This is a genomic window from Camelimonas sp. ID_303_24, assembly GCF_053543495.1.
Window position 1 is genome coordinate 481,815 of record NZ_JBLLJM010000005.1, and the last position, 24,922, is coordinate 506,736.

The window sequence follows — 24,922 nt, forward strand, 5'->3', positions numbered from 1 at the left end:
CCCGTCATCCGTCAGGCCTTCAGCCGGTAGCCGGTGCGGAACATCCAGCCGATGACGGCGAGGCAGGCGACCATGAAGCCAATCGTCATGAAGAGGCTGACGACAATGTTGACGTCCGAGGTTCCGAAGAAGCTCCAGCGGAAGCCGCTGATCAGGTAAACCACCGGATTGAACAGCGACACCGAACGCCAGAACGGCGGCAGCATGTCGATGGAATAGAAACTGCCGCCAAGAAACGCCAGCGGCGTCACCACCAGCATCGGCATCAGCTGCAGCTTCTCGAAATTGTCGGCCCAGATGCCGATGGCGAAGCCAAACAGGCTGAAGGTAACGGCGGTGAGCACCAGGAAGCCCAGCATCCAGAACGGATGCTGCACGCTCAGCGGCGTGAACAGCGCCGCGGTGGCCAGGATGATCAGGCCGAGCACCACCGATTTCGTCGCAGCCGCGCCCACATAAGCGGCGACGATCTCAACCACGGAAATGGGCGCCGAGAGCTGCTCGTAGAAGGTGCCGACGAAACGCGGAAAATAGATGCCGAACGACGCGTTGGAAATGCTCTGGGTCAGCAGCGACATCATCATCAGGCCTGGCACGATGAAGGCGCCATACGGCACGCCATTGACCGCGCCCATGTGGCCGCCGATGGCGGCGCCAAACACCACGAAATACAACGCGGTGGAAATCACCGGCGCCACCACGCTTTGCAGGATGGTGCGGCGCGTCCGGTCCATTTCATAGCGATAGATCGCCGCGATTGCGCGCAGGTTCATTGGGCGCCCTTCACCAGGTCGACAAAAATATCCTCAAGGGAGCTGCGCCGCGTGTCGATGTCGGCCACGGTCAGCCCCTCGGCGGCGATATCGGCGAGCAGGCCGGGCATGCCGGCCTGCACCCGCGCCGGCTCGTAAATCCAGGTCAGCGCCCGGCCGTCATCGCCAAGGCGCACGCCCCGCTCCGCCAGCCGCTGCGGCAGCGCCGCCAGTTGCGAGGCCAACGTCACGGTCACCTGCTTGCGCCCCAGCTTGCGCATCAGCGCGTCCTTCTCCTCCACCAGCATCAGGCGGCCGCGATTGATGACGCCGATGCGGTCGGCCATCTCCTCGGCTTCCTCGATGTAATGGGTGGTCAGGATGATGGTGACGCCGGAATCCTTCAGGCGGCGCACCAGCCGCCACATGTCGCGGCGCAAATCGACGTCGACGCCGGCGGTCGGCTCGTCAAGAAACAGAATGCGCGGCTCATGCGACAGCGCCTTGGCGATCATGACGCGCCGCTTCATGCCGCCGCTCAACGTCAGGATCTTGTTATCCTTCTTGTCCCACAAGGACAGGTCGCGCAGCAGCTTTTCGATCAGCGCCGGGTTCGGCGGCTTGCCGAACAGGCCGCGGCTGAAGCTGACGGTGGCCCAGACCGTCTCGAACGATTCGGTGGCCAGCTCCTGGGGCACCAGACCAATCTGCTCCCGCGCCTGGCGAAACCCGGCGATGCTGTCATGGCCATCAACCGTCACCCGCCCGGTGGAGGCGTTGACCAGTCCGCAGATGATCGAGATCAGCGTCGTCTTGCCGGCGCCGTTGGGTCCAAGCAGGGCGAAGATTTCGCCCCGCTCAATATCGAGACTGAGCGGATGCAGGGCGGTGAAACCGCCCTTGTAGGTCTTCGAAAGATCGGAGATGGACAGAATCGTCGACATGGGCGCCTGTATACGCCGCCCTGTGATCCGTTACAGGAAATATTTTTGCAGGCCTGCCATGCTGGCCGCCGCCTCCGGCCGCCCCATCGTCAAACCCGCCTCCGCCAAACCCGGAAACGGTCCAGGCATGACGGGCGGGCAGGAACGCTGGCGAAAATCACGCCTCCGGGCGCTTGATCGGCCGCAGGGCGGCGGTGGAGCTGGCGCGGGCGATCAGTTCGCCATCCATGTCGCGCAGTTCACCCTCCAGGAAGGCGATTGACTTGCCCCAACGGGTGATCCAGCCGGTGGAGCGGTATTTGCCGGGATGGGCGGCGAGCAGGAAGCTCACCTTGATCTCCAGGCTGGGCACAACAACGGTGAACCGCGATTTGGCGATGCAGGCGTGGGCCATGGCGGCGTCGATCCAGCCGGTGACAATGCCGCCCTGCACAACGCCCCCGCGCGGATGCCCGACCACCGAATGGCAGTGATCCTGGGTGGCCGTCCACTCCATGGTGGTCGTGTCAGTCGCCACATCGAAACCGGCGATGCCGCCGCCAAGGGTGCGCAGGCACGGATTCACGTTGTTGTGGAAGGTCTGGAGAATTTCCTGCTCGGTCACGGGCGTTTCCTGTCTGTTGTTTCCTTCCCATGCCCCGCTGCATCCACGCGGTCAATGCCCGGCGCGCCCGCCCGGCGCCGCTGGCGACGCTTGACCCGCACCGCAGGCAGTGCGTATGAATTCAGCGTATATTTATTATATAAAATTCAAAATTGTTAGTGGCAATTATTATAAAAGAGGCAACATGCCGTATATTGTCGCAATTATCGCTGGAATTTCCGGCTTTCTATTTGGATATGATGAGGGCGTTATTGCCGGCGCGCTGAGTGGGCTCCGTCAGGAATTCACGGTCTCGCCGCTGATGGAAGGTTGCACGACTGCGGCGGTGCCATTCGGCGCCCTGTTCGGCTCGCTGGCCGGAGGCCGGCTCGCCGATCGTTACGGCCGGCGCGGCGCCCTGATTCTCGCGGGCATCCTGTTCGCCGTCGGCGCCGCGCTTTCGTCACTGGCCTGGGACTGCCCGTCCCTGGCAGCCGCGCGCCTGGCCATTGGCCTCGCCATTGGCCTGGCGGCCGTAGCCGCTCCCCTCTACATTTCGGAGAACGCGCCGGCCCGCCATCGCGGCATGCTGGTGTCGTTCTACCAGCTGGCGATCACCCTCGGCATCCTCGGCGCCTATATCGCCGGCTATGCGCTTGAAGGCAGCTGGCGCACCATGTTCGCCATCGGCATGGCGCCAGGCGTCATTCTCGCCGCGGCCATGGCGACCATGCATGATACGCCGCGCTGGCTGATGCTGCGCGGACGGACGGAGGACGCCCATGCGGCCCTGGTCCACAACGGGCTTGCCAGCCAGGCAGGCGCCGAGCTGGAGGCAATCCGCCGCTCCATCGCCGCAACGCCGCAAGCCGCCCGCTGGTCGACGCTGTTTTCCCGCCGCGTCCTGCCCGCCACCATTGTCGCTGTCGGCCTGTTCGTGCTGCAACAGCTGAGCGGCATCAACGCGGTGATTTACTACGCGCCCCTGGTGTTTCGCGAAGCCGGCTTCGACAGCCACGGCGCCCAGCTCCTCGCCACCATCGGCATTGGCGCGGTCAATGTGGCGATGACCCTGGTGTCGATGGCCCTGATCGACCGGATCGGCCGGCGCCGCATGCTCTACATCGGCTTTGTCGGCTCCGCTCTCAGCCTCGCCGTGATTGCCTGCGCGGCGGCCAGCGACAGCCCGTGGCTCAACGCGGTGGCCTTTGCCGGCCTGCTGGCCTACATCGCCGCCTTCGCCATCTCCATCGGGCCGCTGCCCTGGCTGATGATGGCGGAAATCTTCCCGATTGACGTGCGGCCGCTGGGCATGGGGCTCGCCTCCATCGCCAACTGGACGTTCAATGCCCTCGTGGTGTTTGCCTTTCCGGCCCTGCTCGGCGTCATTGGCCTTGCGGGCGTCTTCGCCGGCTTCACCATCGCCTGCCTTGTCGGGGTGGCGTTCACCTGGGCGCTGGTGCCGGAAACCTCCGGCGCGTCGCTGGAGGACATCGAGGCGCAGCTGTCATCCGGCGCGCGTTTCCGCGACCTCACGCGCTCTGCCTGAACCCTGGCGTTTGGTCCCGGCATTTTGACGTCTCGCATGCTCGCGCAAAGCGCATCACGGCTTTCGTGAGCATGCCCATCTCGCGAACGGGAGCTGTCCTAACCGCTTCCCACCACGCTGGCGGCCACATTCACCCCCAGCGCCAGCACCGCCGTATTGAAGAAAAAGGCGAGAACCGAGTGCCCGGTCACCAGCCGCCGCATGCGCCGGCCGGCGACGCAGACGTCGGAGGTCTGGCAGGCAACGCCGATCGTCAGGGCGAAATAGGCGAAATCGAAATAATCCGGCGACGTCTCGTGATCGGGGAACAGCAGCCCTCCCCCATCCGCCTCATACCAGGCGTGGGCGTAATGCAGCGTGAACGCCACGTGCATGAACGTCCAGGCGCTGAAGATGGTCAGCACGCCAAGGGCGATATGCCAGGATCTGGGACCCGCCGGCAGGCGCGGCGCATTGCCGAGCACCGAGGCGATGGCCACCAGGCAGGCGCTCGCGGCTATGCACGAAACCAGCAGGATAATGGCCGCTCCATCATCCTGTTGCGCCGCACGCCGCCGCATGCGGGCGGCGTCCGAGCGCAGCATCATCACCACCGCCAACACCAGCCAGAGCACCGCGCCGACGTTCCAGGCAACCAGCAGCCGCGCCGGAGCGGACATGGTCGCCACCCAGGGGAGCCAGCCCGCCGCCAGCCATGTGGCGGCCATTATCAGAAACGCCAGAAACGTGCGGGCGCGGCCCCGGACAATGCGAACCAGGCGCGGGGCCAGACCGCGATGATGCTGATGGCCGCCGTCCGTCATCGGTCGCTCCGCTCAGGCCCGCCGCGCCACGATGAACCGGCGCGGGAACGGCAGCAGCGTCGTCCCGTCGCGCTGGGGCGGATAGGCCTCGCTCACCGCCTGGGTATAGGTTTCCAGAAACCAGGCGCGCTCATTGGCGTCCAGCGGTTCAAGGAACGGGCGCAGCCCGGTGCCCATCACCCATTGCGTGATGCCGGCCGGACTGGCCATGCGATGGTGATAGGTGACGCACCAGATGTCGAGATCGCTGCACAGGCCGCCGAGCGCGTCGTAACAGACGCTCACCGGCTCCAGCGGCAGGCGCAGGGCAATCGCCCCCGCGAGCTTGCTGGCGAACGGCGCCTTCGCGGCGATCTCACGCATCAGCCGGTGTGAAGGCTGCTCCAGATTGTCCGGCATCTGCACCGCCAGCACCGCGCCGCCAGGCAAGGCCGCGAGAATCCGCGCCATGGCGGCCAGATGGCCAGGCACCCACTGGAACACGGCGTTGGCGAACAGCACGTCGGCGTCGCGTGGCGGCGTCCAGGTTGCAAGATCCGCCTCGGCGAAGCTGATTTGTGGCAGGCGGCGGCGCGCCTCGTCCAGCATGTCGACGGACGAATCCAGTCCTTCCAGCCGCGCCTGCGGAAATCGGTCGGCCAGCAGTTCGGTCGAATTGCCGGGGCCGCAACCCAGATCGATAACCCGCGACGGCGCGGCGCCGCGCGCCGGTCCATAGCCATCGCCAGGAACCCGGGCCAGCAGATCGCGCGCCGCACGTGTGCGCTCGTCCTCAAACTTCAGATATTGCTCGGGGCTCCAGGCGGTCAAGGCGTTGCTCCCTGTTTCGCGGCGGCCGCAATGGCCTTCAGCGTTTCCGGCGTCGGCCAACAATCCGCGCGCAGGCCATTGGCCTTCTGGAAGGCGCCAACAGCGAGGCGGGTCTTCATGCCGGCGAAGCCGTCAATCTTCTCACGGTAGAGGCCGAGCCGGGTCAGATCGCGCTGCATGGCGGCCAGTTGGCCGGCGGAGGGCTGCGCGACCTGGCCCCAGGGCGTGGCGAACGGTCCGCCGCCGGCGATCCGGTCAGCCAGATGGCCCACATACAACACATAAAGGTCGGAAAAATTGTAGGCCTTGAGCACGAAGTAATTCGGTCCGACCAGAAAACCGGGGCCATGAACGCCAGCCGGCAACAGCAACGCCAGTTGCGCACCGCGCCCGGGCGCCGGCCCGTTCTCCGGCCGGTAGCCGGCTGCTGACCATTGCGACCAGGGGCGCGGCGCATCCGGGTCGGCCATCGTGCAATCGGCCCGCGCCGGCGGCGCAACCTCATGGGCCCAGCGCTCGCCAGGCCGCCAGCCCTCGCCGCGCAAATGGTTGGCGATGGAAGCCAGGGCGTCGGGAACCGAGCCCCAGATATCGGCCCGGCCATTGCCATCCAGATCGACGCCATAACGATAGTATTGCGACGGCAGCATCTGGGTCAGCCCCATCGCCCCGGCCCATGAGCTTTTCATCGCCTGGCGGCTGACCACGCCATCGTCCAGCATCTTCAGCCCGTAGAGAAACTCCTGGACGAAGGTCTCGCGGCGGCGGCCGGTCCACGCCTGGGTGGCGAGGGTGCGCAGCCCGTCATATTTGCCGGTGTTGGCGCCATAGCCGGTTTCGCGGCCGAAAATGGCCAGCGCCACCGGGCCTGGCACGCCGAAACGCTGTTCGATCGCCGCGAGTTGCGGCCGGTAGCGCGCCGCCAGGCTGGCGCCTTTTGCCGCCGTCGCCGCCATGGCCTGGTCGGAGAGATATTGCGCCGGCGTGGCGCTGAACTCACGCTGGCCGGCATGCGAGGGCTTGCGGGGACCGCGATCGAGATTGGGCAGGGTGAGATCGGGCGTCAGGCCGGCGGTCTCCCGCTCCCAGGTCGCCGCCGAAACGCCCAGCGCCAGCGCCTTCGGCCGTATGGCGGCGAGAAACCCGGCGAAATCGCCGCTGGCCTGCTGGCCGCCGGCACCCCCGGCCATTTTCTGGGCGCGAGCCTCGCCCGCCAGCCCCGTCGCCAGCCCCGCCGCCAGTCCCGCCGCCAGCACCATGGCCAGCCCCGACCCGCGCCTCCATCCCGCGCCGCGCGCCATCATTCACCCTTTCCGCAGAACCATGCCCGCCGGCGCTGCCCTCAGCGCCGGGGAGTGACTATATTACTGGTGACGGAATATGGTCGCGGACAGATGAAACATTTCTTTTCGACAGAGTGGAAACTGGCGGCCCTGGCGGCGCTCCTTGCCGCGAGCGGCGCCTGGACGATGTGGACAGGGCCGGCTGCGGCTGGTCCGGTCGAGGATGCGCTGGCCTATTGTCGCTCGGCCGGCGACAACAACATGATTAACGCCGTGCCGCCGGACATGCTGGACCAGGCGGCAAAAAAGCTGGGCGTCATCCTGCCCGGGCATGAGCCGGTGCGCGCCGTCTGGCGCTGCATGGACGGCAATATCATGGTGTGCATTGCCGGCGGCCGGCGCTTTTGCGGCCGCGCCGACACCCAGGTGGTGCCCTCGCCCGAAGCGCGCAAATATTGCCATGAGAACCCCAGCGCCGTGGACGTGCCCAGTTGGGCCACCGGCCGCGACACCATTTTCGCCTGGCGCTGCGAAGGCCCGGAGCCGATCGTTTCAGGCGCCGTGCGCTCTGTCGACAAACGCGGCTTCGTCAAGGAGTACTGGCAGGTTTACGACCCGCAGGCGGAACGGCCGGACGCGCAACAGCCGGCGGCGCCAGAGCCGTCGCAGAAACCCTGAGCCGCAGGGGCGCTCATCCGGTCAGGCCGGAACAGCCGGTGGGCGCCGCGCATTTGGCGCCATGCGCTGGTTTTGCGCCCCTTTGCCTGGCGCCCTTTTGCCTGACATCGCTGCCCGACACGGCCTGAGCGGCCCCGCAAATGAAAACGGGGCGCAACCGCGCCCCGCTCCATCACCGCGAAAGTTCCGCGCTCAGCGCGAGAACTTCTTGTACTGGATGCGCTTCGGCATCACCGAGTCGGCGCCGAGGCGGCGCTTCTTGTCGTTTTCGTAGTCCTGGAAGTTGCCTTCGAACCACTCCACATGGCTGTCGCCCTCGAAGGCGAGCATGTGGGTGGCGATGCGGTCGAGGAACATGCGATCGTGGCTGATGACCACGGCGCAGCCGGCGTAATCTTCCAGCGCCTCTTCCAGGGCGCGCAGCGTGTCGATGTCGAGGTCGTTGGTCGGCTCGTCGAGCAGCAGCACGTTGGCGCCGGACTTCAGGATGCGGGCGAGGTGCACGCGGTTGCGCTCACCGCCCGAGAGCATGCCGACCTTCTTCTGCTGGTCGCCGCCCTTGAAGTTGAAGGCGCCGCAATAGGCGCGCGAGTTGATTTCCTTCTTGCCGAGGTAAATCACCTCGTTGCCTTCGGAAATCTCTTCCCACACCGTCTTGTTGTCGTCGAGGGCGTCGCGCGACTGGTCGACATAGCCAAGCTGCACCGCGTCAGCCACGGTGATCGTGCCCTCGTCAGGCTGGTCGGCGCCGGCGATCATGCGGAACAGCGTCGACTTGCCGGCGCCGTTGGGGCCGATGACGCCGACGATGCCGCCCGGCGGCAGCTTGAACGACAGATCGTCGATCAGCAGCTTGTCGCCAAAGCCCTTCCTGATGCCTTCGAATTCGATGACCTTGTTGCCGAGACGTTCGGCCACCGGAATGATGATCTGGGCGGTCGTCGGCGACTTCTCGTCCTGCTTGGCCAGCAGCTCTTCATAGCGCTGGATACGGGCCTTGCTCTTGGTCTGGCGGGCCTTCGGCGAGGCGCTGATCCACTCGCGCTCACGATCAAGGGCGCGCTGGCGCGATTCTTCCTCGCGGCCTTCCTGCTTGAGGCGCTTCTGCTTCTGCTCCAGCCAGGAGGAGTAATTGCCCTCGTAGGGGATGCCGCGACCGCGATCCAGCTCGAGAATCCAGCCGGTGACGTTGTCGAGGAAGTAGCGATCGTGGGTGACGATCAGGATGGCGCCTGGATAGGTGCGCAGATGACCTTCCAGCCAGTTGACGGTTTCGGCGTCGAGGTGGTTGGTCGGCTCGTCGAGCAGCAGCAGCTCCGGCTGCTCCAGCAGCAGGCGGCACAAGGCGACGCGGCGGCGCTCACCGCCAGAGAGCTTCTCCACGTTCCAGTCGTCGGGCGGGCAGCCGAGCGCTTCCATGGCCTGGTCGACCTGGCTGTCCAGATCCCACAGGCCGAGGGCCTCGATCTGGTCCTGCAGTTCGGTCATCTCGTCGGCGGTCTCGTCCGAATAGTTCATGGCGAGTTCATTGTAGCGATCGAGGATCGCCTTCTTTGACGCCACGCCGTCGAGCACGTTCTCACGCACGGTCTTGTCCGGATCGAGATGCGGCTCCTGCGACAGGTAGCCGACGCGGGCGCCTTCCGCGACCCAGCCATCGCCGGTCCAGTCCTTGTCGATGCCCGCCATGATCTTGAGCAGGGTCGATTTACCGGCGCCGTTGACGCCCAGCACGCCAATCTTGGCGTCCGGGTAAAACGACAGGTTGATGTTCTCCAACACCTTCTTGCCGTTCGAATAAGCCTTGGTCAGGCCCCGCATGTGATAGATGAACTGACGTGACATAAACTCGGCTCCACCCCCGGAAGGGGCGCTGAAGGGACTGGGCCGGCGCACGGCCGGCGCGGATCGGGAAAGCTGACGCATATCTAGCGGCCGTCCCCCCCGATCGCAAGGCGGGGACGGGTTCTGGCGGCGTTTTGGCGCGATTCCGGCGGCCTCCCGGGCTGATCCGCCGCCGGCGCGCGGCCAGAACGCGCTTCCGGGCCATACCGACCGGAAGCTGCGCCGGGTTTCATTGTGGTGCGCGCATCCGGCCGGAAAGTGCTCAGCGCCGGCCCGCGGACGCGACATTCTTCCTTTGCATCCAGCGGGCGGACATGCACTCCTGTTGCCAAAGCCCGGGCGACAGGGCGGCGGCGCCAACGGCTGCTTTACAAGATCTGGCGCACGACAGATGCAGGAGGAACGCACATGAGCGCGGAGACGGGCGACCAATCGCCGAAAGCCGGCATGCTGGGCCTCGATGGCCTGTTGCCGGAGCGCCTCTCCCGCCGGGGCTTCGTGGTGATGACGGCGCTGATGAGCGGCTTCACCATGGCCACGGCCCATGCCCAGGCCAATCCGCCGGTAAAAACCGCCGCTGATGGCCTGGTGGCCGGCGAGGTCAAAATTCCGGTGAAGGACGGCGAGATCCCCGCCTACCGGGCCATGCCGGAAGGCGCCGGCCCTTTCCCCACAGTGCTGGTGGTCGAGGAAATCTTCGGCGTGCACGAACACATCAAGGACGTGTGCCGCCGGCTGGCGAAAGCGGGTTATCTGGCGGTCGCGCCAGAGCTCTACGCCCGGCGCGGCGACATCTCCAAAGTTACTGATGTCCAGGTGTTGCTGCGCGATTTCATCACGAAGACGCCGGATGCGGAGGTGATGTCCGACCTTGACGCCACGGCGGCCTGGGCGGCGCAGCACAAGGGCGACGCGAAGCGGCTTGGCGTCACCGGCTTTTGCCGCGGCGGGCGCGCTGTCTGGCTGTACGCCGCCCATAATCCTGCGCTGAAAGCCGGCGTCGCCTGGTATGGCCCGGTGGGCGGCCAGACATCGCCGATCCAGCCAAAGACGGCGCTGGATGTGGCCGGCGATCTGAAGGCCCCCGTGCTCGGCCTGTATGGCGGCGCCGACACCGGCATCCCGGTCGCCAGCATCGAGGAGCTGAAGAAGAAGGCGCTGGCCGCCGGCAAAACGGTGGAGCTGGATATCTTTCCCGACGCGCCGCACGCCTTCCACGCCGATTACCGGCCGACATATCGCAAGGAAGCAGCCGAAGCGGGCTGGAAGCTGATGCTGGCGTTCTTCAAGAAGCACGGCGTGGCGTGAGCTGCGACGCCGGCGGCGGCGGACTGATGGCGAAGGCCACTGGCCGCGCCCGACGTTACCTGCGGGGTAATCGCCCTGGGGCCTGAAGCAGGCGACACGTGGGATGGCGGAGCGTCCGGAGCAGCCCCGGCCTTTGCGGCCGCAAGCTTTTGGGGGCCAGAAGCTTTTGGGGGCTGGAAGCCTGTGGGGCCTCCAGCCTCTGGCGCGGCCGACAGGCTCTGCTACAACCGGCGCGGCGCCTGAAACGACGGCGCCAAAGCAAAAACAGGGCAAAGCCCGGTTCAAAAGGCAACGGACGGGAGCGTCATGAGCGCACGACAGCAATCACACCAGCCAGACGCGCGGCAACGGGGCGGCTCCCGGTCTACGGACGCGGCGCGCCAGGAGTTCCGGCCATGACGTCCGCCACAGATACGTCCGAAGCCGCCGCGCTCGCCGCCTCGGCGCGGCGCGGCTGGATCGTGGTGGCCGCCGCCTTTGTCGTGATGTTCTGCGGCCTTGGCGGGCTCTATGCCTTCCCCGCCTTTTTCAACGCCTTGCAGCAGGACTTTTCCGCCAGCCGCGCCGCGCTGTCCTGGGTGTTTTCCGGCGCCGTGGCGCTGTATTTCACCGTTGGCGTGATTAGCGGACCGCTGGCCGACAGGCTGGGGGCCCGCCCTGTGGTGCTTGGCGGCATCGCGCTTGTCGGCTTCAGCCTGATGTTCGCCGGCATGGCCAGCTCCATCACCATGGTGGCGCTGGCCATCGGCCTCGGCGTTGGCCTTGGCATCGGCTTTTCCTACGTGCCGGCGGTCAGCGCCGTGCAACGCTGGTTCCTGGTCCGGCGCGGTTTCGCCTCCGGCATCGCCGTATCCGGCATCGGCCTCGGCACGCTGATCATGCCCAAGGTCGCCGAGTATCTGGTGACGAACGTGGGCTGGAGCGGCGCCTACACCATCCTCGGCCTGTTCGTCGTGCTGGCTGGCGGGGCGGCGGCGCTGTTCGTCGACAACGCCCCGGAAAAGCGCGGCATGGCGCCGGACGGCAAGCTGCTGCAGGGCCCCCTGCCCTCGCGCAACGAACTGCCCGGCATGAGCCTTGGCGAAACCGTCCGCTCATCCCAGTTCCGCATCCTCTATCTTGCTTCGCTGCTGGCGTCGGTGGGCCTGTTCATCCCCTTTGTTCACCTGACGCCGTCGGCCCAGGATCGCGGCGTCGATGCGTCAACCGCCGTCACCCTGTTCGCGCTCATCGGCATCGGCTCCACCGCCGGCCGCTTCCTGATCGGCGGCGTCGCCGACCGCATGGGCCGCCGGCGTTCGCTGGCGCTGATGTTCCTTGGCCTCGGCCTGATGATGGGCTGGTGGATTTTCGCCAGCAGCGCCATCGGCCTCGCCGTGTTCGCACTGGTGTTCGGCCTCTGCTACGGCGGCTACGTCGCTTTGGCCCCGGCCCTGCTGGTCGATGTGTTTGGCCCGCGCAACGCCAGCGGCGTCATCGGCATCAGCTACACCGCCGCCGCCCTTGGCTCCCTGCTGGGTCCGCCGCTGGCGGGATACGCCTTTGACCTCTCCCAGAGCTATACGGTTCCCATCGCCATCGCCGGCGCGCTGGGGCTGATCGCGGCCGTGCTTGTCAGCCTGATGCCGGAGCCCCATCCGGCCGGCTGAGCGAACGCCTGCCGCCTCTCCGGCGCGCGGCGTCGCATCCACCGGGAAAAACAAAACCCGGTTCAAGCTGAACCGGGTTTTTTGTTGACCGGGGTGTTGCAACGATGCGCGTGACGCCCCTCAGCGGGTCATTTGCGCCTTCAGATCGCGCTTCAGCACCTTGCCATTGGCGTTGCGCGGCAACGGCTCGGCGCGGATGTCAATGCGCACCGGCGTCTTGAACGCCGCCAGCCGCCCGGCGGCGTGCGCGATCAATTCCTGTTCGGTCACATCGAAGCCCGGCTTCAGCTGGACCACGGCGCCCACCTCCTCGCCCAGCACCCGGTGCGGCAGCCCGAACACCGCCGCATCCATCACCGCCGGATGGCTGTACAGCGCGCTCTCGACCTCCGTGCAGTAGATATTCTCGCCGCCGCGGATCACCATGTCCTTGGCGCGGTCGAGAATATAGATGAAGCCCTCCTCATCGATGCGCACCAGGTCGCCGGAGTGCAGCCAGCCATCGGAAAAGCTCTTCGCCGTCTCTTCCGGCTTGTTCCAGTAGCCCTTCACGACGTTGGGGCCCTTGATCCACAATTCGCCGATCTCGCCTGGCGGAACGTCGGCGCCATCCGGACCAACCACCCGCACCTCGCACACCGGCACGGGCATGCCGACGCTGTCGGGCCTGGCCAGATACTCCAGCCCCTGATTTTGCGAGGTGACCGACGAGGTTTCGGTGAGGCCATAGCCATTGCCGGCGCCCGCCGTGGGGAAGGTCTTCTTGACCAGCTTTGGCAGTTCCGCCGGCGCCGGCGCGCCGCCATAGGATACGGCCTCAAGGCTCGACAGGTCGTATTTGTCGAAATCCGGATGCTCGATGATCTGCCAGGCGATGGCTGGCACACCGGTGAAGCCGCTGGCCTTCTCGCGCTGGATCAGCTCCATGCCGCGTTTCGGATCCCACTTGTACATCAGCACCAGCTTGTTGCCGGACAGGATGGTGGGGATCATCGCTGAATGGCAGCCGGTGACATGGAAAAGCGGCACCGGCAGCAGGAAGGCCTTTTTCGGCAATGTCGCCGGGTCCGGCAGGGGCAGCCCCGCCAGCAACAGCGCCTTCGCCTTGCCATAGCCGACGCTGACCGGGTTGGAGCAGGTGTTGCGGTGGGTGCCCAGCACCCCCTTGGGCATGCCGGTGGTGCCGGAGGTGTAGAAGATGGTGGCGTCGTCGTCCGGCGCGATGTCCGCCGCCGGCAGGCTGGCCCCATCTGCGAGGCTCACCACGTCGCTCCATGGGACGATCCCGGCGCCGAACGGCTTTTCCGGCCGGGTCCCGATCACCGCCCGCATCGGCAGCATTGCGAGACGGTCGCCCAGGCGGTCGATGCGCTCGCCGTCGGCGACCAGCACCGCCGCGCCGGAATCGTTGAGGCAATAAGCCAGCTCTTCCGCCGTCATCCAGGCGTTGAGCGGCGTCGCAAGGGCGCCGATGGCCGTGGCCGCCCAGAAGGCGATCGACCATTCCGGATAATTCCGCATGGCGATGGCCACCCGGTCGCCCTTGCGCACGCCAAAGCGCGTGACCAGCGCCGTCGCCAGCGAGCATACGGCGTTGAAGTGCTGGCGATAGGTGAGACGCTCGTCTTCGAAGACGATGCACTCGGCGTCGCCGAAGGCCGCGCTGGTCTCGATAATGGCGCGCAGGCTCGGCGGGGCGCTCTTCCAGACCCGCGTCGGCAGGCCGCGAATATCAATGGTCTCGAACGCGAACGGCGCATTCGGCGCCGTGAGTTGCGCGATCGCCTCCGCCGGCGACATGGCGAAAGCCGGCGGCGCGGCGACGGCGCCCGAAGCGCCCCCCTGGGAACTGGCCGAAGCAGCTTCTGCCATTGCGTATCCTCACCTGTATTTGTGATTTGCCATATTTTGGGGAAGTTGACCCCAATCGGGCGGTTACGGCAAGCAACCCGCAGGCTAAATATGTGGCCCGGTTGCAACACATACACAGTCATGGCGCAACTCCGCCACATTACTGGCGCCGTCTTCGGCGGACCTGGCCACAATGCGCGGAGTCATTGTCAAAAATTTTTCCGCCACCGGCTCGGGAGTTTCGAGGCTTCGCCAGGGCAACCCGGGGCAGGCTCAATAACAGGCGCCAGCAAGCGCGATGAATTTCCTGCCCAAAATTGTCTATCTGCAATTTTCTTATAAGTAATTCTATGATTGTAGAATTATTTTCCCAAATATTACATTTTTGCGACAGATTTTACAAATAAAAACTTTTAAAATCCGCAAATTATCCTGATATCAACGCCTTTGCATTGCGTCAGCCCTTGTTGCAAGACTGTCATATCGCGTCGCTATCCCCTCGACAGCCGGCGCCAAAAGTCCGGAAACGCACTATTTTGTCATTGGGCCGAGGGCGCCCATACTTCTGGAGTTTCCATCGTGAGCATCGTCAGAGCGCTTCTGCTCGGTTCTGTTGCGTCCCTTGGCGCTGTCGCTGGCGCCAACGCCGCCGATCTTCCCATGACGAAGTCAGCCCCCGTGGAGTACGTGAAGGTTTGCAATACCTTCGGCCCCGGCTTCTTCTACATTCCTGGCACGGATACCTGCATCCGCGTTGGCGGCCGCGCCCGGTTTGAATACCAGTATTCGGGCCCGCTGAAGACCTCCAGCGCGGACAAGTCCAGCTTCCGCGCCATCGGCCGCATCCAGGTTGACGCCCGCACCAGCACCGAATGGGGCGCGCTGCGCACCTTCGTCCGCTTCGAGATGGCCAGCCGCACCGGCGGCTGGGCCCTGCGTTCCGGCTCCGCCGAGCGCAACGCCCAGGCTTTCGGCGCCACTGGCGTCGATACCTACGGTCGCGCCCAGAAGTATGTCGAAGCCGACAAGGCGTTCATCCAGTTCGCTGGCCTGACCGCCGGCCGCTTCGGTTCGTTCTATGACTTCTACGGCCATGAGCTGGAGCTGATCGGCTCCACCGCCAGCTCGGAAGTCCAGAGCACCAACGGCATCGCCTACACCGCCAAGCTGGGCAACGGCTTCAGCGCCACGGTGTCGGTCGAGGATCCGACCTTCCGCCGCCAGCCGCTGTACTTCGGCGGCAATACTGGCCCGATCATCACCGGCGGCAAGTATTACGCCAATGTCGGCGCGACGTTCGATCCCGTCACCGGCCTGCCCACCAGCTACGCTTCGGTGGATATCGCCCAGCGCCTGAACGTTCCGGATTTCGTCGGCGTGCTGCGTCATGACGGCTCGTGGGGCTCGGCCCAGCTGTCGGGCGCCCTGCACCAGGTCGCCGTCGGCAACTTCACGTCCGCCGGCACGGCCGGAACCTACGCCGCGCCGGTGCGTCCCGACGCGGCCTGGGGCTACGCCATCCAGGGCGGCGTGAAGTTCAACCTGCCGTTCATCGCCAAGGGTGACCAGCTGTGGCTGCAGGCGGCTTACGGCAAGGGCGCCATGGCGTACACCGGCGTCAGCGCCCTGCTCGGCGCCGACACGCCGACCGGCCAGAGCTTCGGCCGCTTCGCCGTCAACACCATGGACGGCTACGTCAACGCCTTCGGCGACATCAAGCTGAGCACCAGCTGGACGGTCACCGCAGCTTTCCTGCACTACTGGACCCCGACCATCCGCCAGGCCGTGTTCGGCAGCTATGGCAAGCTTGAGTATGGCTCCGGCGCCCGCAGCGCTGTCGGCCCGCTCTACGCCGGCCTTGGCGGTTCGCTGATCCCGGCCAACCTGGCCTTCACGCCCCAGCAGACCGTGAACTTCAACGACGCCTCCACCCTGCGCGACTGGGCCGTGTTCACTGTCGGCACCAATCTGGTGTGGTCGCCGGTCAAGAACCTCGACATCGGCGCCGAGGTAAACTTCTCGCAGGTCAACATCGGCAATGGCCGCGTGTCCGACACGAACAACCGCATCGTGACCCGCGTCAACGGCGTCAACTACGGCCGCACGACCAACACCGACAACGTCTGGCAGGGTCGCCTGCGCATCCAGCGCGACTTCTGATCGTCCCAACTCACTCCGGGACCACGGGGAGCCTTCGGGCTCCCCGTTTTTTTTTGAGGTCAAGGGAACCGGACGTTTTCGGGCTGGCAAAGCCCGCCGGCATGTCCGGCGCGCGTGGCGACGGGCCATGAACTGCGCCCGGCTCACTGGCTACAACCTCAAGCCAGCGTGTAGAAACAGGAGGCGGCAAAGCCTGCGGGCCACGCCATCGCGCGGACCGGGCCACATCCGGGCAGGGGCCGCGACCGAAAAGCCAGGCGTCCGGACGCTGGCAGGCGCGCCGGCATCCCGGACCGGCGTCCTGCCCCGGCCAGCGCCCGGCGCATGTCCCCGGACAAGGCGGCGCAGCCTCGTCCGGATCACACCGCCAGGATGCCGTCTCCATGTCGTTTGTTCCCGCGCCGCGCCCCGACTCCCGCGTCTTTTACGGCTGGTGGATCGTGGCGGCGATGACCGTGCTGCTCACCACCATTGGCGGCCTGGCGTTCTATAACCTGTCGGTGCTGCTGCAGGCTTTCGTGGCCGAGCGCGGCTTCCCTGTCGCCATGGCCAGCAACGCGACGGCCCTGTTCTTCCTGTCATCCGGCATCGCCGGCATCATCACCGGCCGGTTCATCGACCGGATCGACGCCCGCTACTTCATCATCTGCGCGGCGACGCTCAGCGCCCTCGCCCTCTCCGTTATCGGCTGGGTGCGCACGCCCTGGCAGCTTTACCTGTTCTACCTGCTGTTCGGCCTGGCCTATGGCGGTTGCGGCCTGGTGCCGGCCATGACCCTGCTCACCCGCTGGTTCGACGCCCGGCGGGCCACGGCCCTGTCCATCGCCATGACCGGGCTGTCGCTGGGCGGCGCCCTCATCACCCCGATCACCGCCTGGCTCATTGGCCGCGTCGGCCTTGCCGGCGCCGGCCCCTGGCTCGGCGCGGTTTTCTTCATTGGCGTCGCGCCGCTCACCCTGCTGGTGCTGCGTCCCTCGCCCGAGAGCATGGGCCTCAATCCAGATGGCGCACCGGTCCGTCCCGGCCACCAGCCAGGCCTGGTCCGCACCGGCTTTACCTGGCCGCAGGCGCGCGCCAGCCGTTTTTTCTGGGGGATCTCCATCGCTTACGTCTTCACCATGTCGGCGCAAGTTGGCGGCATCGCCCACCTCTTCAGCATGATCGCCTCGCGCGCCGGCCACGAGACCGCGGCGCTGGGGGTTTCGCTGCTCGCCTTCGCCAGCATTACCGGCCGGCTCAGCGGCGGCGTCATCCTGCTGCGGGCGCCCAGCCTGCCGTTCACGCTGATCTCGATGTTTTTTCAGGCGGCGGCGTTGCTGCTGGTGTCGTTCAGCGAAGACCGCATCCTGCTGCTGACCGCCGTGGTCCTGTTTGGCCTGCCGGTCGGCAACCTGCTGATGATGCAGCCGCTACTTGTCGCCGAGGCGTTCGGGACACGCGAATATGGCCGGATTTACTCGGCCCACTCGCTGATCACCATGGCGGGCGTCGCTGGCGGCCCAATGGTGCTGGGCATGCTGCATGACGCCTTCCACGACTATGGCGCGCCCTATCTTTTTGCCGCCATTCTGGGTTTCGCTGGCTGCGTGACCCTGATGCTCTCGGGCCGGCCACCCGCGGCGCCCGCCGCAGGACAGTAAATCATCCGACAAAAGACGCATAAACCCGCATAGCATACTCCAGCCGGCGACGATTGACGTAACTGAGGAGCCTTGCGCACACTCTATCCGCAATGTAACCAGCCATATTATTGACCGCTCTGTCCTGACGGGCGTCTGATCTCACGGAGGAGCCAGTGACTGGGCGCGCCGTGCTGCGAAGGGGACCGTCTGGCGTGACGGGAGTGACCGGTTTGGGGCTGTTTTCAGATCGCGGGGAGCGCAAGAGCCTTCCCTTCGCCCAACGTCTGCTGTGGCTTGTCATTTCCCTGATCGTTCCGGCGCTCGCCATCGCGGCGGGCGGCCTTTATTCCGCCTATGACGCGGAGAAGAGCGCCACGGAAGAAATCCTGCTGCAGACGGCGCGCACCCTCGCCCTGCACCTCGACCGCGAGCTGAAAAAGCTCGAGACATCGATGCAGGTCGTTGTGCAGCAGCCCCTCCCGGCCACGGATCAGCAGGCGGCGTTGCGCCGCCGGATCAATGAGCAGACCCTGCTCGAAGGGGTGCGGATTTCGCTCGAGCGCGCCAGCGGCGAGCTGGAGTTTTCCGAAAGCGAGACATTGACCGCGCTGCGCGGCGCGCCGGCCCGGCAACGCGCGCTGCATGACTCCCTGCTCACGGGCAAACCAGTGATTTCCATTCACCCGGCGCCATCGGTCGATGGCCGCGTGGTCATCATTGACGCGCCATTTCCCGGGGACGGCCCCGAGCGCCGCATCATGAGCGCCGAGATTAGCTCCTCCGTGCTGGCGCGCTTCCTTGCCGGCAACGGTTTCGGCTCCAGCGAATGGAACGGCGCCGCCGCCGGTCCGCTCGGCGACATCGTCGCCCGCACCCGCAATGACAACCTGTTCAGCGAACCGCTTGCCCCGCCCGCCCTGCGGGTGAAAATGGGGCAGCACGACGAAGGGGTGATCAATCTCGAGCGACAGGGCCAGGCGACGTCCACCGCCGTGTTCAGCAAGACGCCGCGCTATGGCTGGTATTTCATTCTCGCCTATCCGCAGCACCGGCTGGAGGCGGCGTTCAACCGCTCCCTGGCATGGTTGGGCGCCCTTGCGCTCGTCGCCATACTCGGGCTTCTGCACGTCATCTACCTGTCCCGGCAGCTTTTGCGGCCGGTGGCCCGGCTCAGCGCCTCCGCCGGCCGCCTGGCGCGCGGCGACATCATTCCTGGCCGCCGCACCGGCGTCACGGAGTTCGATGAGGTGCAGCGTGCGCTCCGCGACGCCTCGCACCAGTTGGCCAGGCGCAATGCCGAGCGCGACCAGGTCGAAGCGATGCTGCGCGCCAGTGAACAGCGCCTGCGCCTGGCGATGGAAGCCAGCGAGCTGGGCGCCTGGAGCTTTGATCCCGAGACCAATGAACTGACAGGCTCCGATCGCAGCCGGGTGCTGATGGGCATCCCCGCCGGCCGGCTGGATCTGCATACCCTGGGCGCCGCCCTGCACCCCAAGCATCGCGCGGAGCACTCCAACGCCATCGCCAGGGGCATTGGCGGACGCGAACAGTTCATCGTCGAGATCTGCGTGCAATGGCCAGACAGCACCACGCACTGGATCGAAGTGCGGGGCCGGCCGGTGATGCGGGCAAGCGGGCAGCCCACCGTCGTCGGTCTCGTCCAGGAAATCACCGAACGCCGCACGGCGGCAGACCGGCAGCGCATGCTGTTGCGGGAGCTGAACCACCGGGTGAAGAATTCGCTGGCGACCGTGCAGTCGATCGCCCTGCTAACCCGTCGCTCCACCGCCGCCGACCAGGCCTGGGAGGCCTTCGAGGAGCGGCTGGTGGGCCTCGCCAAGACCCACGACCTGCTGACCGCCAGCGACTGGCGCGGCGCCTGGCTGGACGAGGCTCTCGCCTCGGAGCTGAAGCCGTACCAGAACGCCGCCCACACGCGCATCATGACCGAGGGCCCGCGCATCCGCCTGCGCCCGCGCGCCACCCTGACCCTGTGCATGTGCTTCCATGAACTGGCGACCAACGCCGCCAAATACGGCGCCCTGTCGACCGACGCCGGTCGCGTTCAGGTCGCCTGGTCCATCACGCCCGCAACCGGCCCGACGCCGGCGCAGCTCGTGCTGACCTGGAAAGAAAGCGGCGGCCCTGAGGTGACGCCCCCAACCCGGCAGGGCCTTGGCTCCCGGCTTCTCGATCGCGGCCTGCGTCGCGAACTGGGCGGCAAGGTCGAGATGACCTATGCGCCCGCCGGGGTCGAATGCCGCATCGAGCTGCCGCTCGACGCCATCGCCGCCGTCAGCCTGGACGACGCCGCCGACGCCGCCTGATGCGCCCGGATGGAGCCTGGCCGGGAAATCCGCTGCCCAACCAATAACTGGCGCCACAAAAAACCCGGAGGAGCCGTGGCTCTCCGGGTTCTTCATCCTGCTCTTTGGCGTGGCCTCAAGCCCCCAGGCGCATCAGCCGCCGGCCGGGCCGAAATTGCCGCCCATGCTGCGCCGCAGCTTGGCCATGCCGCCGATCCAGCGGTCGTAGTTCTCCGTCTTCTTGCGCATGTAGCCAAGCACCTGGGCATGGGGCAGGATCAGGAAGCGCTCCTCATCCAGGCCTTCCACCACAACGTCAGCCAGTTGCGCCGGCGTCAGCACGCCGTCCACATGCTGGGGGCCCTCGCCGCCGGCGCGCAGCATCGGCGTATCCACCGCCTGCGGGCACAGCATCGACACGCGGATGCCAGCGTCGCGGTGGGTGATGGCCAGGATCTCGCCGAACCCGACCGCGGCGTGCTTGGTGGTGGCGTAGACGGCGCTGCCGATCTGCGACAGCAGCCCGGCGGCCGAGGCGGTGTTGAGGAAATAGCCGCCGCCGCGCTGCGCCATGCGCGGAACCAGCGCCCGCGCCGCATAGACATGGGCCATCACATTGATGTCCCAGCTCTTCTGCCAGATTTCGTTGCCGGCCGCCCCGACGAAGTTCGGGTCAGAACGGCTGAAATCGCCAATGCCGGCGTTGGAGCAGAACAGGTCGATGGGGCCAAAGCGCTTCTCGACGTCGTCAATCATGGCAACCAGCTGCGCCTCATTTGAAACGTCGCAACCGTAGGCGGCGCTGGCGCCGATCTCGGCGGCGGCTGCCTTCACCTTGGCTTCATTGATGTCGCAGACGATCACCGCCTTCGGGTTTTCCTTCAGGAACCGCTGGGCCAGGCCCTTGCCGATGCCGTCAGCCCCACCCGTGATCACCACCACCTTGTCGGCAAGCTTCATGGAAAACCCTTTCTGCGCAGGCGCATTTTCCGGACAGCCCGCCGGAAAATCGCGTCGAACCAAAAAAACATGCACGGCAAGTCCGGCCATGCCGGGCCGGATTTGCCTGAACCGCGTCAGTAACCGTTGGCGCGCGCCAGACGATCGGCGTGGAAGTTGCTGTCGCCGAGCAACTCCTGCGCCACCCGCGCCCGCTTCATGTAAAGGCCGATGTCAAAGGCGTCGGTCATGCCGTTGCCGCCATGCATCTGCAGGCCTTCCTGCACCGCCAGCTCAGTGCTGGAGCCGGCGCGGGCCTTCGCCACCGCCACGATGGTCGCCGCCTTCTCAGGGCTGGCGTCGAGCGTCTGCAGCGCCTTGATGACGGCGGCGCGGGTGACCTCCAGTTCGCTGAACAGATGCGCCGAACGGTGCTGCAAGGCCTGGAACTCACCGATGATCCGGCCGAACTGGCTGCGCTCCTTCATATAGGTCTGGGCGATGTCGAAGGCCTGGCCGCCGACGCCGGACAGCTCCGCCGCCAGCACGGCGCGACCCACGTTCAGCACCCGCTCCAGCAGCTCATAGCCACCATCGACCGGGCCCAGAGCGGCGTCGGCGTCAACCTGGACATTGTCGAAACTGACGCGGGCGGCGTTGTGGGCGTCGACCATCACCGTGCGTTCGCGGCTGACGCCGCCAGCGTCGCCGGCAACGAGGAACAGGGTCAGGCCCTGGGTCTCGCCTGGCTGGCCGGACGTGCGCGCCGCCACGATCATCAGATCGGCCACATGACCGTCCACCACGAAGGTCTTGGCGCCATTGAGCGTGAAGCCGTTGCCGGTGCGCCTCGCCTGCAGCGCCGTCTTCTCGGGCCTGTGCTTGGCGCCCTCGTCCACGGCCAGGGCGCCGATGATCTCGCCGCCGGCGATCTTCGGCAGCCACGCCGCCTTCTGGGCGTCGGAGCCGCCCTGCAGCAGCGCGCTCGCCGTCAGAACGGCGGTGGAGAGGAACGGCGTCGCCGTCAGGTTCCGGCCGATTTCCTCGGCCACCACCCCCGCCTCCACATGGCCGAGGCCCACGCCGCCGAAATCCTCCGGGATCAGCACGCCGGCAAAGCCCATTTCGGCGAACTGCTTCCACAGATCGCGCGAGAAACCATCAGCGACGCCGGCGTCGCGCAACTGGCGCAGCGCCGCCACCGGGGCCTCGCTGGCGAGAAAGCTGCGGGCGGTGTCGCGCAGCATGGTCTGTTCGTCATTCAGCACAAGCGCCATGACTTCTGTTCCTGTTACATGGCGGCGTCTCAACCGGCCTGCCGCCGGGAAACGCCGCGCCTGTCAAAACACGGGGCGAAACACCAGGAGGGCGTTACGCGCCCGGCAGCTCGAGAATGCGCTTGGCGAGAATGTTGAGCTGCACTTCGGAGGTGCCGCCCTCGATCGAATTCGCCTTGGTGCGCAGCCAGGCGCGCGGCGCGGCGCCATGCTCGGAACGGTCGCTCTCCCACTCCAGCGCGTCTGAGCCGCCAGCGGCCATCAGCGTTTCGTGGCGGCGCTTGTTCAGCTCCGAACCGTAATACTTCAACAGCGAGGAATAGGCGCCGTGGATTTCACCGCGCTTGGCCATGTCGCCGGCCCGCTCCATGGCGAACTCGAAGGCAATTTCATCCACCTCAAGGCGGGCGACCTGGCCGCGCAGCAGATTGTCGTCGAGCAATCCCTGGTCGTTGAGGCCAACATGGGCGGCGGCGACCTCGTGCACCGGCCGGTGGGCGCGCCCACCCATGGAGCTGATCGAGTTGCGCTCATGGGTCAGCAGGTATTTGGCGATTTCCCAACCCTTGTTCGGAATGCCGACGAGCTGGTCCTTTGGAACCTTCACGTCGTCAAAGAAAGTCTGACAGAACGGCGAATTGCCGGAAATCAGCAGGATTGGCTGGGTGCTGACGCCAGGCGAGGCCATGTCGAACAGCAGGAAGGAGATGCCTTCATGCTTGGGCGCGGTCGGGTCGGTGCGCACCAGGCAGAAAATCCAGTCGGCCTTGTCGGCGTAGCTGGTCCAGATCTTCGAGCCATTGACGAGAAAATGATCGCCCCTGTCCTCGGCCCGCGTTTGCAGCGAGGCAAGGTCAGAGCCCGCGCCCGGCTCGGAATAGCCCTGGCACCAGCGGATCTCGCCGCGCACGATCGGCGGCAGATATTTTTTCTTCTGCTCCTCGGAGCCGTATTTCAGCAGCGCCGGGCCAAGCATCCAGAGGCCGAACGACGACAGGGGCGAGCGGCAGCCGAGGTCGCGCATTTCCCCGGCGAGGATCTTGGCCTCGTCGCGGGACAGGCCGCCGCCGCCATAGGCGGCCGGCCACTCCGGCGCAGTCCAGCCCTTCGCGCCCATGCGCTCCAGCCAGACGCGCTGCGCGTCATTGCGGAAGGTGGGATTGCGCCCGCCCCAGACCGTGTCTTCCTCGTCCTCGGTCGGCGCGCGCATTTCGGCCGGGCAGTTCGCCGCCAGCCATGCGCGGGTTTCGGCGCGGAATGTCTCAAGATCAGCCATCATGCCCTCGTCATGAAGACGGGCCGTATGGGATCGCGGGGATCGCTGGCCTTGCCCAGCCGTCCGCCTCTCGCCCGGCCCGATCGCGCCACGGCGCCGCCAGACGGTTCCAGCCGCCAGCGGCGCGCTTCCGGCGCTGGAATCGGGCGTCCTGCAAACGCGGACGCCCGAAGGCGCTCAGTCCATGGTCACCACAACCTTGCCCATGGCCTTGCGGGCGGCCAGATGGGCAATGGCGTCGCCAGCCTTCGCCAGCGGGAACCGCTCCGACACGTGCGGCTTCACCAGGCCGCGCTTGTAGAAGTCCATCAGCTCCGCGACGCTTTCGGCGAAACCGGCGTTGTTGCGGGCCACCCAGGCGCCCCAGAACACGCCAACCACCTGGCAGGACTTGAGCAGGGTCAGGTTGAGCGGCAGCAGCGGAATGCCGGCCGGGAAGCCGACGACAAGGAAGCGACCCTCCCAGGCGATGGCGCGCAGCGAGGCTTCAGCGTAATCGCCGCCGACGCCGTCATAGATCACATCGGCGCCATGCTCGCCGCAGGCGTTCTTGAACAGCTCGGCCAGCTTCTTCCTGCCGTCCTTGTCGAACGGCCCCTGCGGATAGATCACCACGTCGTCAGCGCCGTGCGCCTTGACCAGGTCCGCCTTGTCCTGGCTGGAGACGGCGCCGATGACGCGCGCGCCCATCGCCTTGCCCAGCTCCACCGCCGCAAGGCCAACGCCGCCAGCCGCGCCCAGCACCAGCAGGGTTTCGCCAGCCTTCAGATGACCGCGTTCCTTCAGCGCGTAATGGGAGGTGCCATAGGTCAGGATGAACGCCGACGCCTCGTCGAACGGCATCTCATCGACCATGGGGATGCAGCGGAAGCCGTCCACCAGCACCTTCTCGGCCATGCCGCCGTGCCCGGTCGAACCGATGATGCGGTCGCCGACCTTGACGCCCTTCACCTCGGCGCCAACCGCCTCGACCACGCCAGCGACTTCGCCGCCGGGCGAATACGGGCGCTGCGGCTTGAACTGGTATTTGTCCTCGATCATCAGCGTATCGGGGAAGTTCACGCCGCAGGCCTTGACCGCGAGCAGCACCTGCTTCGGACCGGGAACCGGATCCGGAACCTCCTCAAGAACCAGGGTTTCGGGCCCGCCAACGGCCTTGGTGAGGATCGCCTTCATTCTGTGCTGCTCCGTCCTTCGACTGCCACGCGGCCCCATGCTGGATGCACGGTCGCCGCTGTTTGCAACTGGTCGCGGCCGCCTGGCCGCATTGCTGGTTAAATGTCCGGG

General features: G+C 66.3%; 19 protein-coding genes. 7 read left to right on the forward strand and 12 right to left on the reverse strand.

Annotated elements, in window-relative coordinates; translation table 11 throughout:
- Nucleotides 1-11: 11 nt before the first annotated feature.
- The 3 genes from ACERNI_RS07755 to ACERNI_RS07765 form a co-directional block, all read right to left on the reverse strand.
- Complete coding sequence (locus ACERNI_RS07755; RefSeq protein WP_448832689.1) at nt 12-773, reverse strand: ABC transporter permease; 762 nt, start codon at nt 771-773, stop codon at nt 12-14.
- Complete coding sequence (locus ACERNI_RS07760) at nt 770-1,696, reverse strand: ABC transporter ATP-binding protein (RefSeq protein WP_448832690.1); 927 nt, start codon at nt 1,694-1,696, stop codon at nt 770-772. The genes ACERNI_RS07755 and ACERNI_RS07760 overlap by 4 nt, the downstream gene beginning before the upstream one ends.
- Before the next feature lie 157 nt (nt 1,697-1,853).
- On the reverse strand, nt 1,854-2,300 hold the full coding sequence (locus tag ACERNI_RS07765; protein ID WP_448832691.1) for a PaaI family thioesterase: 447 nt from the start codon (nt 2,298-2,300) through the stop codon (nt 1,854-1,856).
- Nucleotides 2,301-2,484: 184 nt separating this feature from the next.
- On the opposite strand from ACERNI_RS07765, the gene ACERNI_RS07770 reads away from it, so the two are divergent.
- Nucleotides 2,485-3,828 carry a sugar porter family MFS transporter gene (locus tag ACERNI_RS07770; RefSeq protein WP_448832692.1) on the forward strand — a complete coding sequence of 448 codons (1,344 nt, stop codon included), beginning with the start codon at nt 2,485-2,487 and terminating at the stop codon, nt 3,826-3,828.
- A 98-nt stretch (nt 3,829-3,926) separates the two neighbouring features.
- On the opposite strand, the gene ACERNI_RS07775 is transcribed toward ACERNI_RS07770, so the two are convergent.
- Genes ACERNI_RS07775 through ACERNI_RS07785 form a run of 3 tightly spaced genes read right to left on the reverse strand, consistent with a single transcriptional unit; the run spans nt 3,927 to nt 6,745 of the window.
- On the reverse strand, nt 3,927-4,631 hold the full coding sequence (locus tag ACERNI_RS07775; protein ID WP_448832693.1) for a DUF1345 domain-containing protein: 705 nt from the start codon (nt 4,629-4,631) through the stop codon (nt 3,927-3,929).
- Between the two features lie 12 nt (nt 4,632-4,643).
- Nucleotides 4,644-5,441, reverse strand: coding sequence for a trans-aconitate 2-methyltransferase (tam, locus tag ACERNI_RS07780; RefSeq protein WP_448832694.1), 798 nt, complete (start codon nt 5,439-5,441; stop codon nt 4,644-4,646).
- Nucleotides 5,438-6,745: a lytic murein transglycosylase gene (locus tag ACERNI_RS07785; protein WP_448832695.1), complete on the reverse strand. Its 1,308-nt coding sequence runs from the start codon at nt 6,743-6,745 to the stop codon at nt 5,438-5,440. The genes tam and ACERNI_RS07785 overlap by 4 nt, the downstream gene beginning before the upstream one ends.
- Nucleotides 6,746-6,835: 90 nt before the next feature.
- Between ACERNI_RS07785 and ACERNI_RS07790 the strand changes: the two genes are divergently transcribed.
- The gene (locus ACERNI_RS07790; RefSeq protein WP_448832696.1) at nt 6,836-7,402 is read left to right on the forward strand and encodes a hypothetical protein; all 567 of its coding nucleotides are present in this window, start codon (nt 6,836-6,838) and stop codon (nt 7,400-7,402) included.
- A gap of 192 nt (nt 7,403-7,594) precedes the next feature.
- Here the strand turns inward: ACERNI_RS07790 and ettA are convergent, their stop codons facing one another.
- Complete coding sequence (gene ettA / locus ACERNI_RS07795; RefSeq protein WP_448832697.1) at nt 7,595-9,247, reverse strand: energy-dependent translational throttle protein EttA; 1,653 nt, start codon at nt 9,245-9,247, stop codon at nt 7,595-7,597.
- Nucleotides 9,248-9,694: 447 nt separating this feature from the next.
- Here ettA and ACERNI_RS07800 point away from each other — a divergent pair, with 447 nt between their 5' ends.
- The gene (locus ACERNI_RS07800; RefSeq protein ID WP_448832846.1) at nt 9,695-10,555 is read left to right on the forward strand and encodes a dienelactone hydrolase family protein; all 861 of its coding nucleotides are present in this window, start codon (nt 9,695-9,697) and stop codon (nt 10,553-10,555) included.
- Nucleotides 10,556-10,950: 395 nt separating this feature from the next.
- Nucleotides 10,951-12,204, forward strand: coding sequence for an MFS transporter (locus ACERNI_RS07805; RefSeq protein WP_448832698.1), 1,254 nt, complete (start codon nt 10,951-10,953; stop codon nt 12,202-12,204).
- A 120-nt stretch (nt 12,205-12,324) separates the two neighbouring features.
- On the opposite strand, the gene ACERNI_RS07810 is transcribed toward ACERNI_RS07805, so the two are convergent.
- Nucleotides 12,325-14,076 carry a class I adenylate-forming enzyme family protein gene (locus ACERNI_RS07810; RefSeq protein WP_448832699.1) on the reverse strand — a complete coding sequence of 584 codons (1,752 nt, stop codon included), beginning with the start codon at nt 14,074-14,076 and terminating at the stop codon, nt 12,325-12,327.
- A 558-nt stretch (nt 14,077-14,634) separates the two neighbouring features.
- Here ACERNI_RS07810 and ACERNI_RS07815 point away from each other — a divergent pair.
- The 3 genes from ACERNI_RS07815 to ACERNI_RS07825 all read left to right on the forward strand — a co-directional run bounded on the left by ACERNI_RS07815 (nt 14,635) and on the right by ACERNI_RS07825 (nt 20,164).
- Nucleotides 14,635-16,215, forward strand: a complete 1,581-nt coding sequence (locus ACERNI_RS07815; RefSeq protein ID WP_448832700.1) for a porin — start codon at nt 14,635-14,637, stop codon at nt 16,213-16,215.
- A 383-nt stretch (nt 16,216-16,598) separates the two neighbouring features.
- Complete coding sequence (locus tag ACERNI_RS07820) at nt 16,599-17,855, forward strand: MFS transporter (RefSeq protein WP_448832701.1); 1,257 nt, start codon at nt 16,599-16,601, stop codon at nt 17,853-17,855.
- Nucleotides 17,856-18,049: 194 nt separating this feature from the next.
- Complete coding sequence (locus ACERNI_RS07825) at nt 18,050-20,164, forward strand: sensor histidine kinase (protein ID WP_448832702.1); 2,115 nt, start codon at nt 18,050-18,052, stop codon at nt 20,162-20,164.
- A 132-nt stretch (nt 20,165-20,296) separates the two neighbouring features.
- Here the strand turns inward: ACERNI_RS07825 and ACERNI_RS07830 are convergent, their stop codons facing one another.
- The 4 genes from ACERNI_RS07830 to ACERNI_RS07845 form a co-directional block, all read right to left on the reverse strand.
- Nucleotides 20,297-21,103 carry an SDR family NAD(P)-dependent oxidoreductase gene (locus ACERNI_RS07830; protein ID WP_448832703.1) on the reverse strand — a complete coding sequence of 269 codons (807 nt, stop codon included), beginning with the start codon at nt 21,101-21,103 and terminating at the stop codon, nt 20,297-20,299.
- A gap of 116 nt (nt 21,104-21,219) precedes the next feature.
- Nucleotides 21,220-22,359 (reverse strand): acyl-CoA dehydrogenase family protein, encoded by a 1,140-nt coding sequence (locus tag ACERNI_RS07835; RefSeq protein ID WP_448832704.1) that lies wholly within the window; start codon nt 22,357-22,359, stop codon nt 21,220-21,222.
- 94 nt (nt 22,360-22,453) lie between these two features.
- Nucleotides 22,454-23,635 (reverse strand): acyl-CoA dehydrogenase family protein, encoded by a 1,182-nt coding sequence (locus ACERNI_RS07840; RefSeq protein WP_448832847.1) that lies wholly within the window; start codon nt 23,633-23,635, stop codon nt 22,454-22,456.
- 177 nt (nt 23,636-23,812) lie between these two features.
- Complete coding sequence (locus ACERNI_RS07845) at nt 23,813-24,811, reverse strand: NADPH:quinone oxidoreductase family protein (protein ID WP_448832705.1); 999 nt, start codon at nt 24,809-24,811, stop codon at nt 23,813-23,815.
- Nucleotides 24,812-24,922 lie beyond the last annotated feature (111 nt).

Excerpts from the sequence above, each read along its gene's own strand:
- ACERNI_RS07810 (WP_448832699.1), bottom strand. The coding sequence starts at position 14,076 with ATGGCAGAAGCTGCTTCGGCCAGTTCCCAGGGGGGCGCTTCGGGCGCC.
- ACERNI_RS07845 (WP_448832705.1), bottom strand. The coding sequence starts at position 24,811 with ATGAAGGCGATCCTCACCAAGGCCGTTGGCGGGCCCGAAACCCTGGTT.
- ACERNI_RS07820 (WP_448832701.1), top strand. The coding sequence starts at position 16,599 with ATGTCGTTTGTTCCCGCGCCGCGCCCCGACTCCCGCGTCTTTTACGGC.
- ACERNI_RS07800 (WP_448832846.1), top strand. The coding sequence starts at position 9,695 with ATGCTGGGCCTCGATGGCCTGTTGCCGGAGCGCCTCTCCCGCCGGGGC.
- ettA (WP_448832697.1), bottom strand. The coding sequence starts at position 9,247 with ATGTCACGTCAGTTCATCTATCACATGCGGGGCCTGACCAAGGCTTAT.
- ACERNI_RS07760 (WP_448832690.1), bottom strand. The coding sequence starts at position 1,696 with ATGTCGACGATTCTGTCCATCTCCGATCTTTCGAAGACCTACAAGGGC.
- ACERNI_RS07805 (WP_448832698.1), top strand. The coding sequence starts at position 10,951 with ATGACGTCCGCCACAGATACGTCCGAAGCCGCCGCGCTCGCCGCCTCG.
- ACERNI_RS07775 (WP_448832693.1), bottom strand. The coding sequence starts at position 4,631 with ATGACGGACGGCGGCCATCAGCATCATCGCGGTCTGGCCCCGCGCCTG.
- ACERNI_RS07785 (WP_448832695.1), bottom strand. The coding sequence starts at position 6,745 with ATGATGGCGCGCGGCGCGGGATGGAGGCGCGGGTCGGGGCTGGCCATG.
- ACERNI_RS07790 (WP_448832696.1), top strand. The coding sequence starts at position 6,836 with ATGAAACATTTCTTTTCGACAGAGTGGAAACTGGCGGCCCTGGCGGCG.
- ACERNI_RS07830 (WP_448832703.1), bottom strand. The coding sequence starts at position 21,103 with ATGAAGCTTGCCGACAAGGTGGTGGTGATCACGGGTGGGGCTGACGGC.
- ACERNI_RS07755 (WP_448832689.1), bottom strand. The coding sequence starts at position 773 with ATGAACCTGCGCGCAATCGCGGCGATCTATCGCTATGAAATGGACCGG.
- ACERNI_RS07835 (WP_448832704.1), bottom strand. The coding sequence starts at position 22,359 with ATGGCGCTTGTGCTGAATGACGAACAGACCATGCTGCGCGACACCGCC.
- ACERNI_RS07840 (WP_448832847.1), bottom strand. The coding sequence starts at position 23,635 with ATGGCTGATCTTGAGACATTCCGCGCCGAAACCCGCGCATGGCTGGCG.
- ACERNI_RS07770 (WP_448832692.1), top strand. The coding sequence starts at position 2,485 with ATGCCGTATATTGTCGCAATTATCGCTGGAATTTCCGGCTTTCTATTT.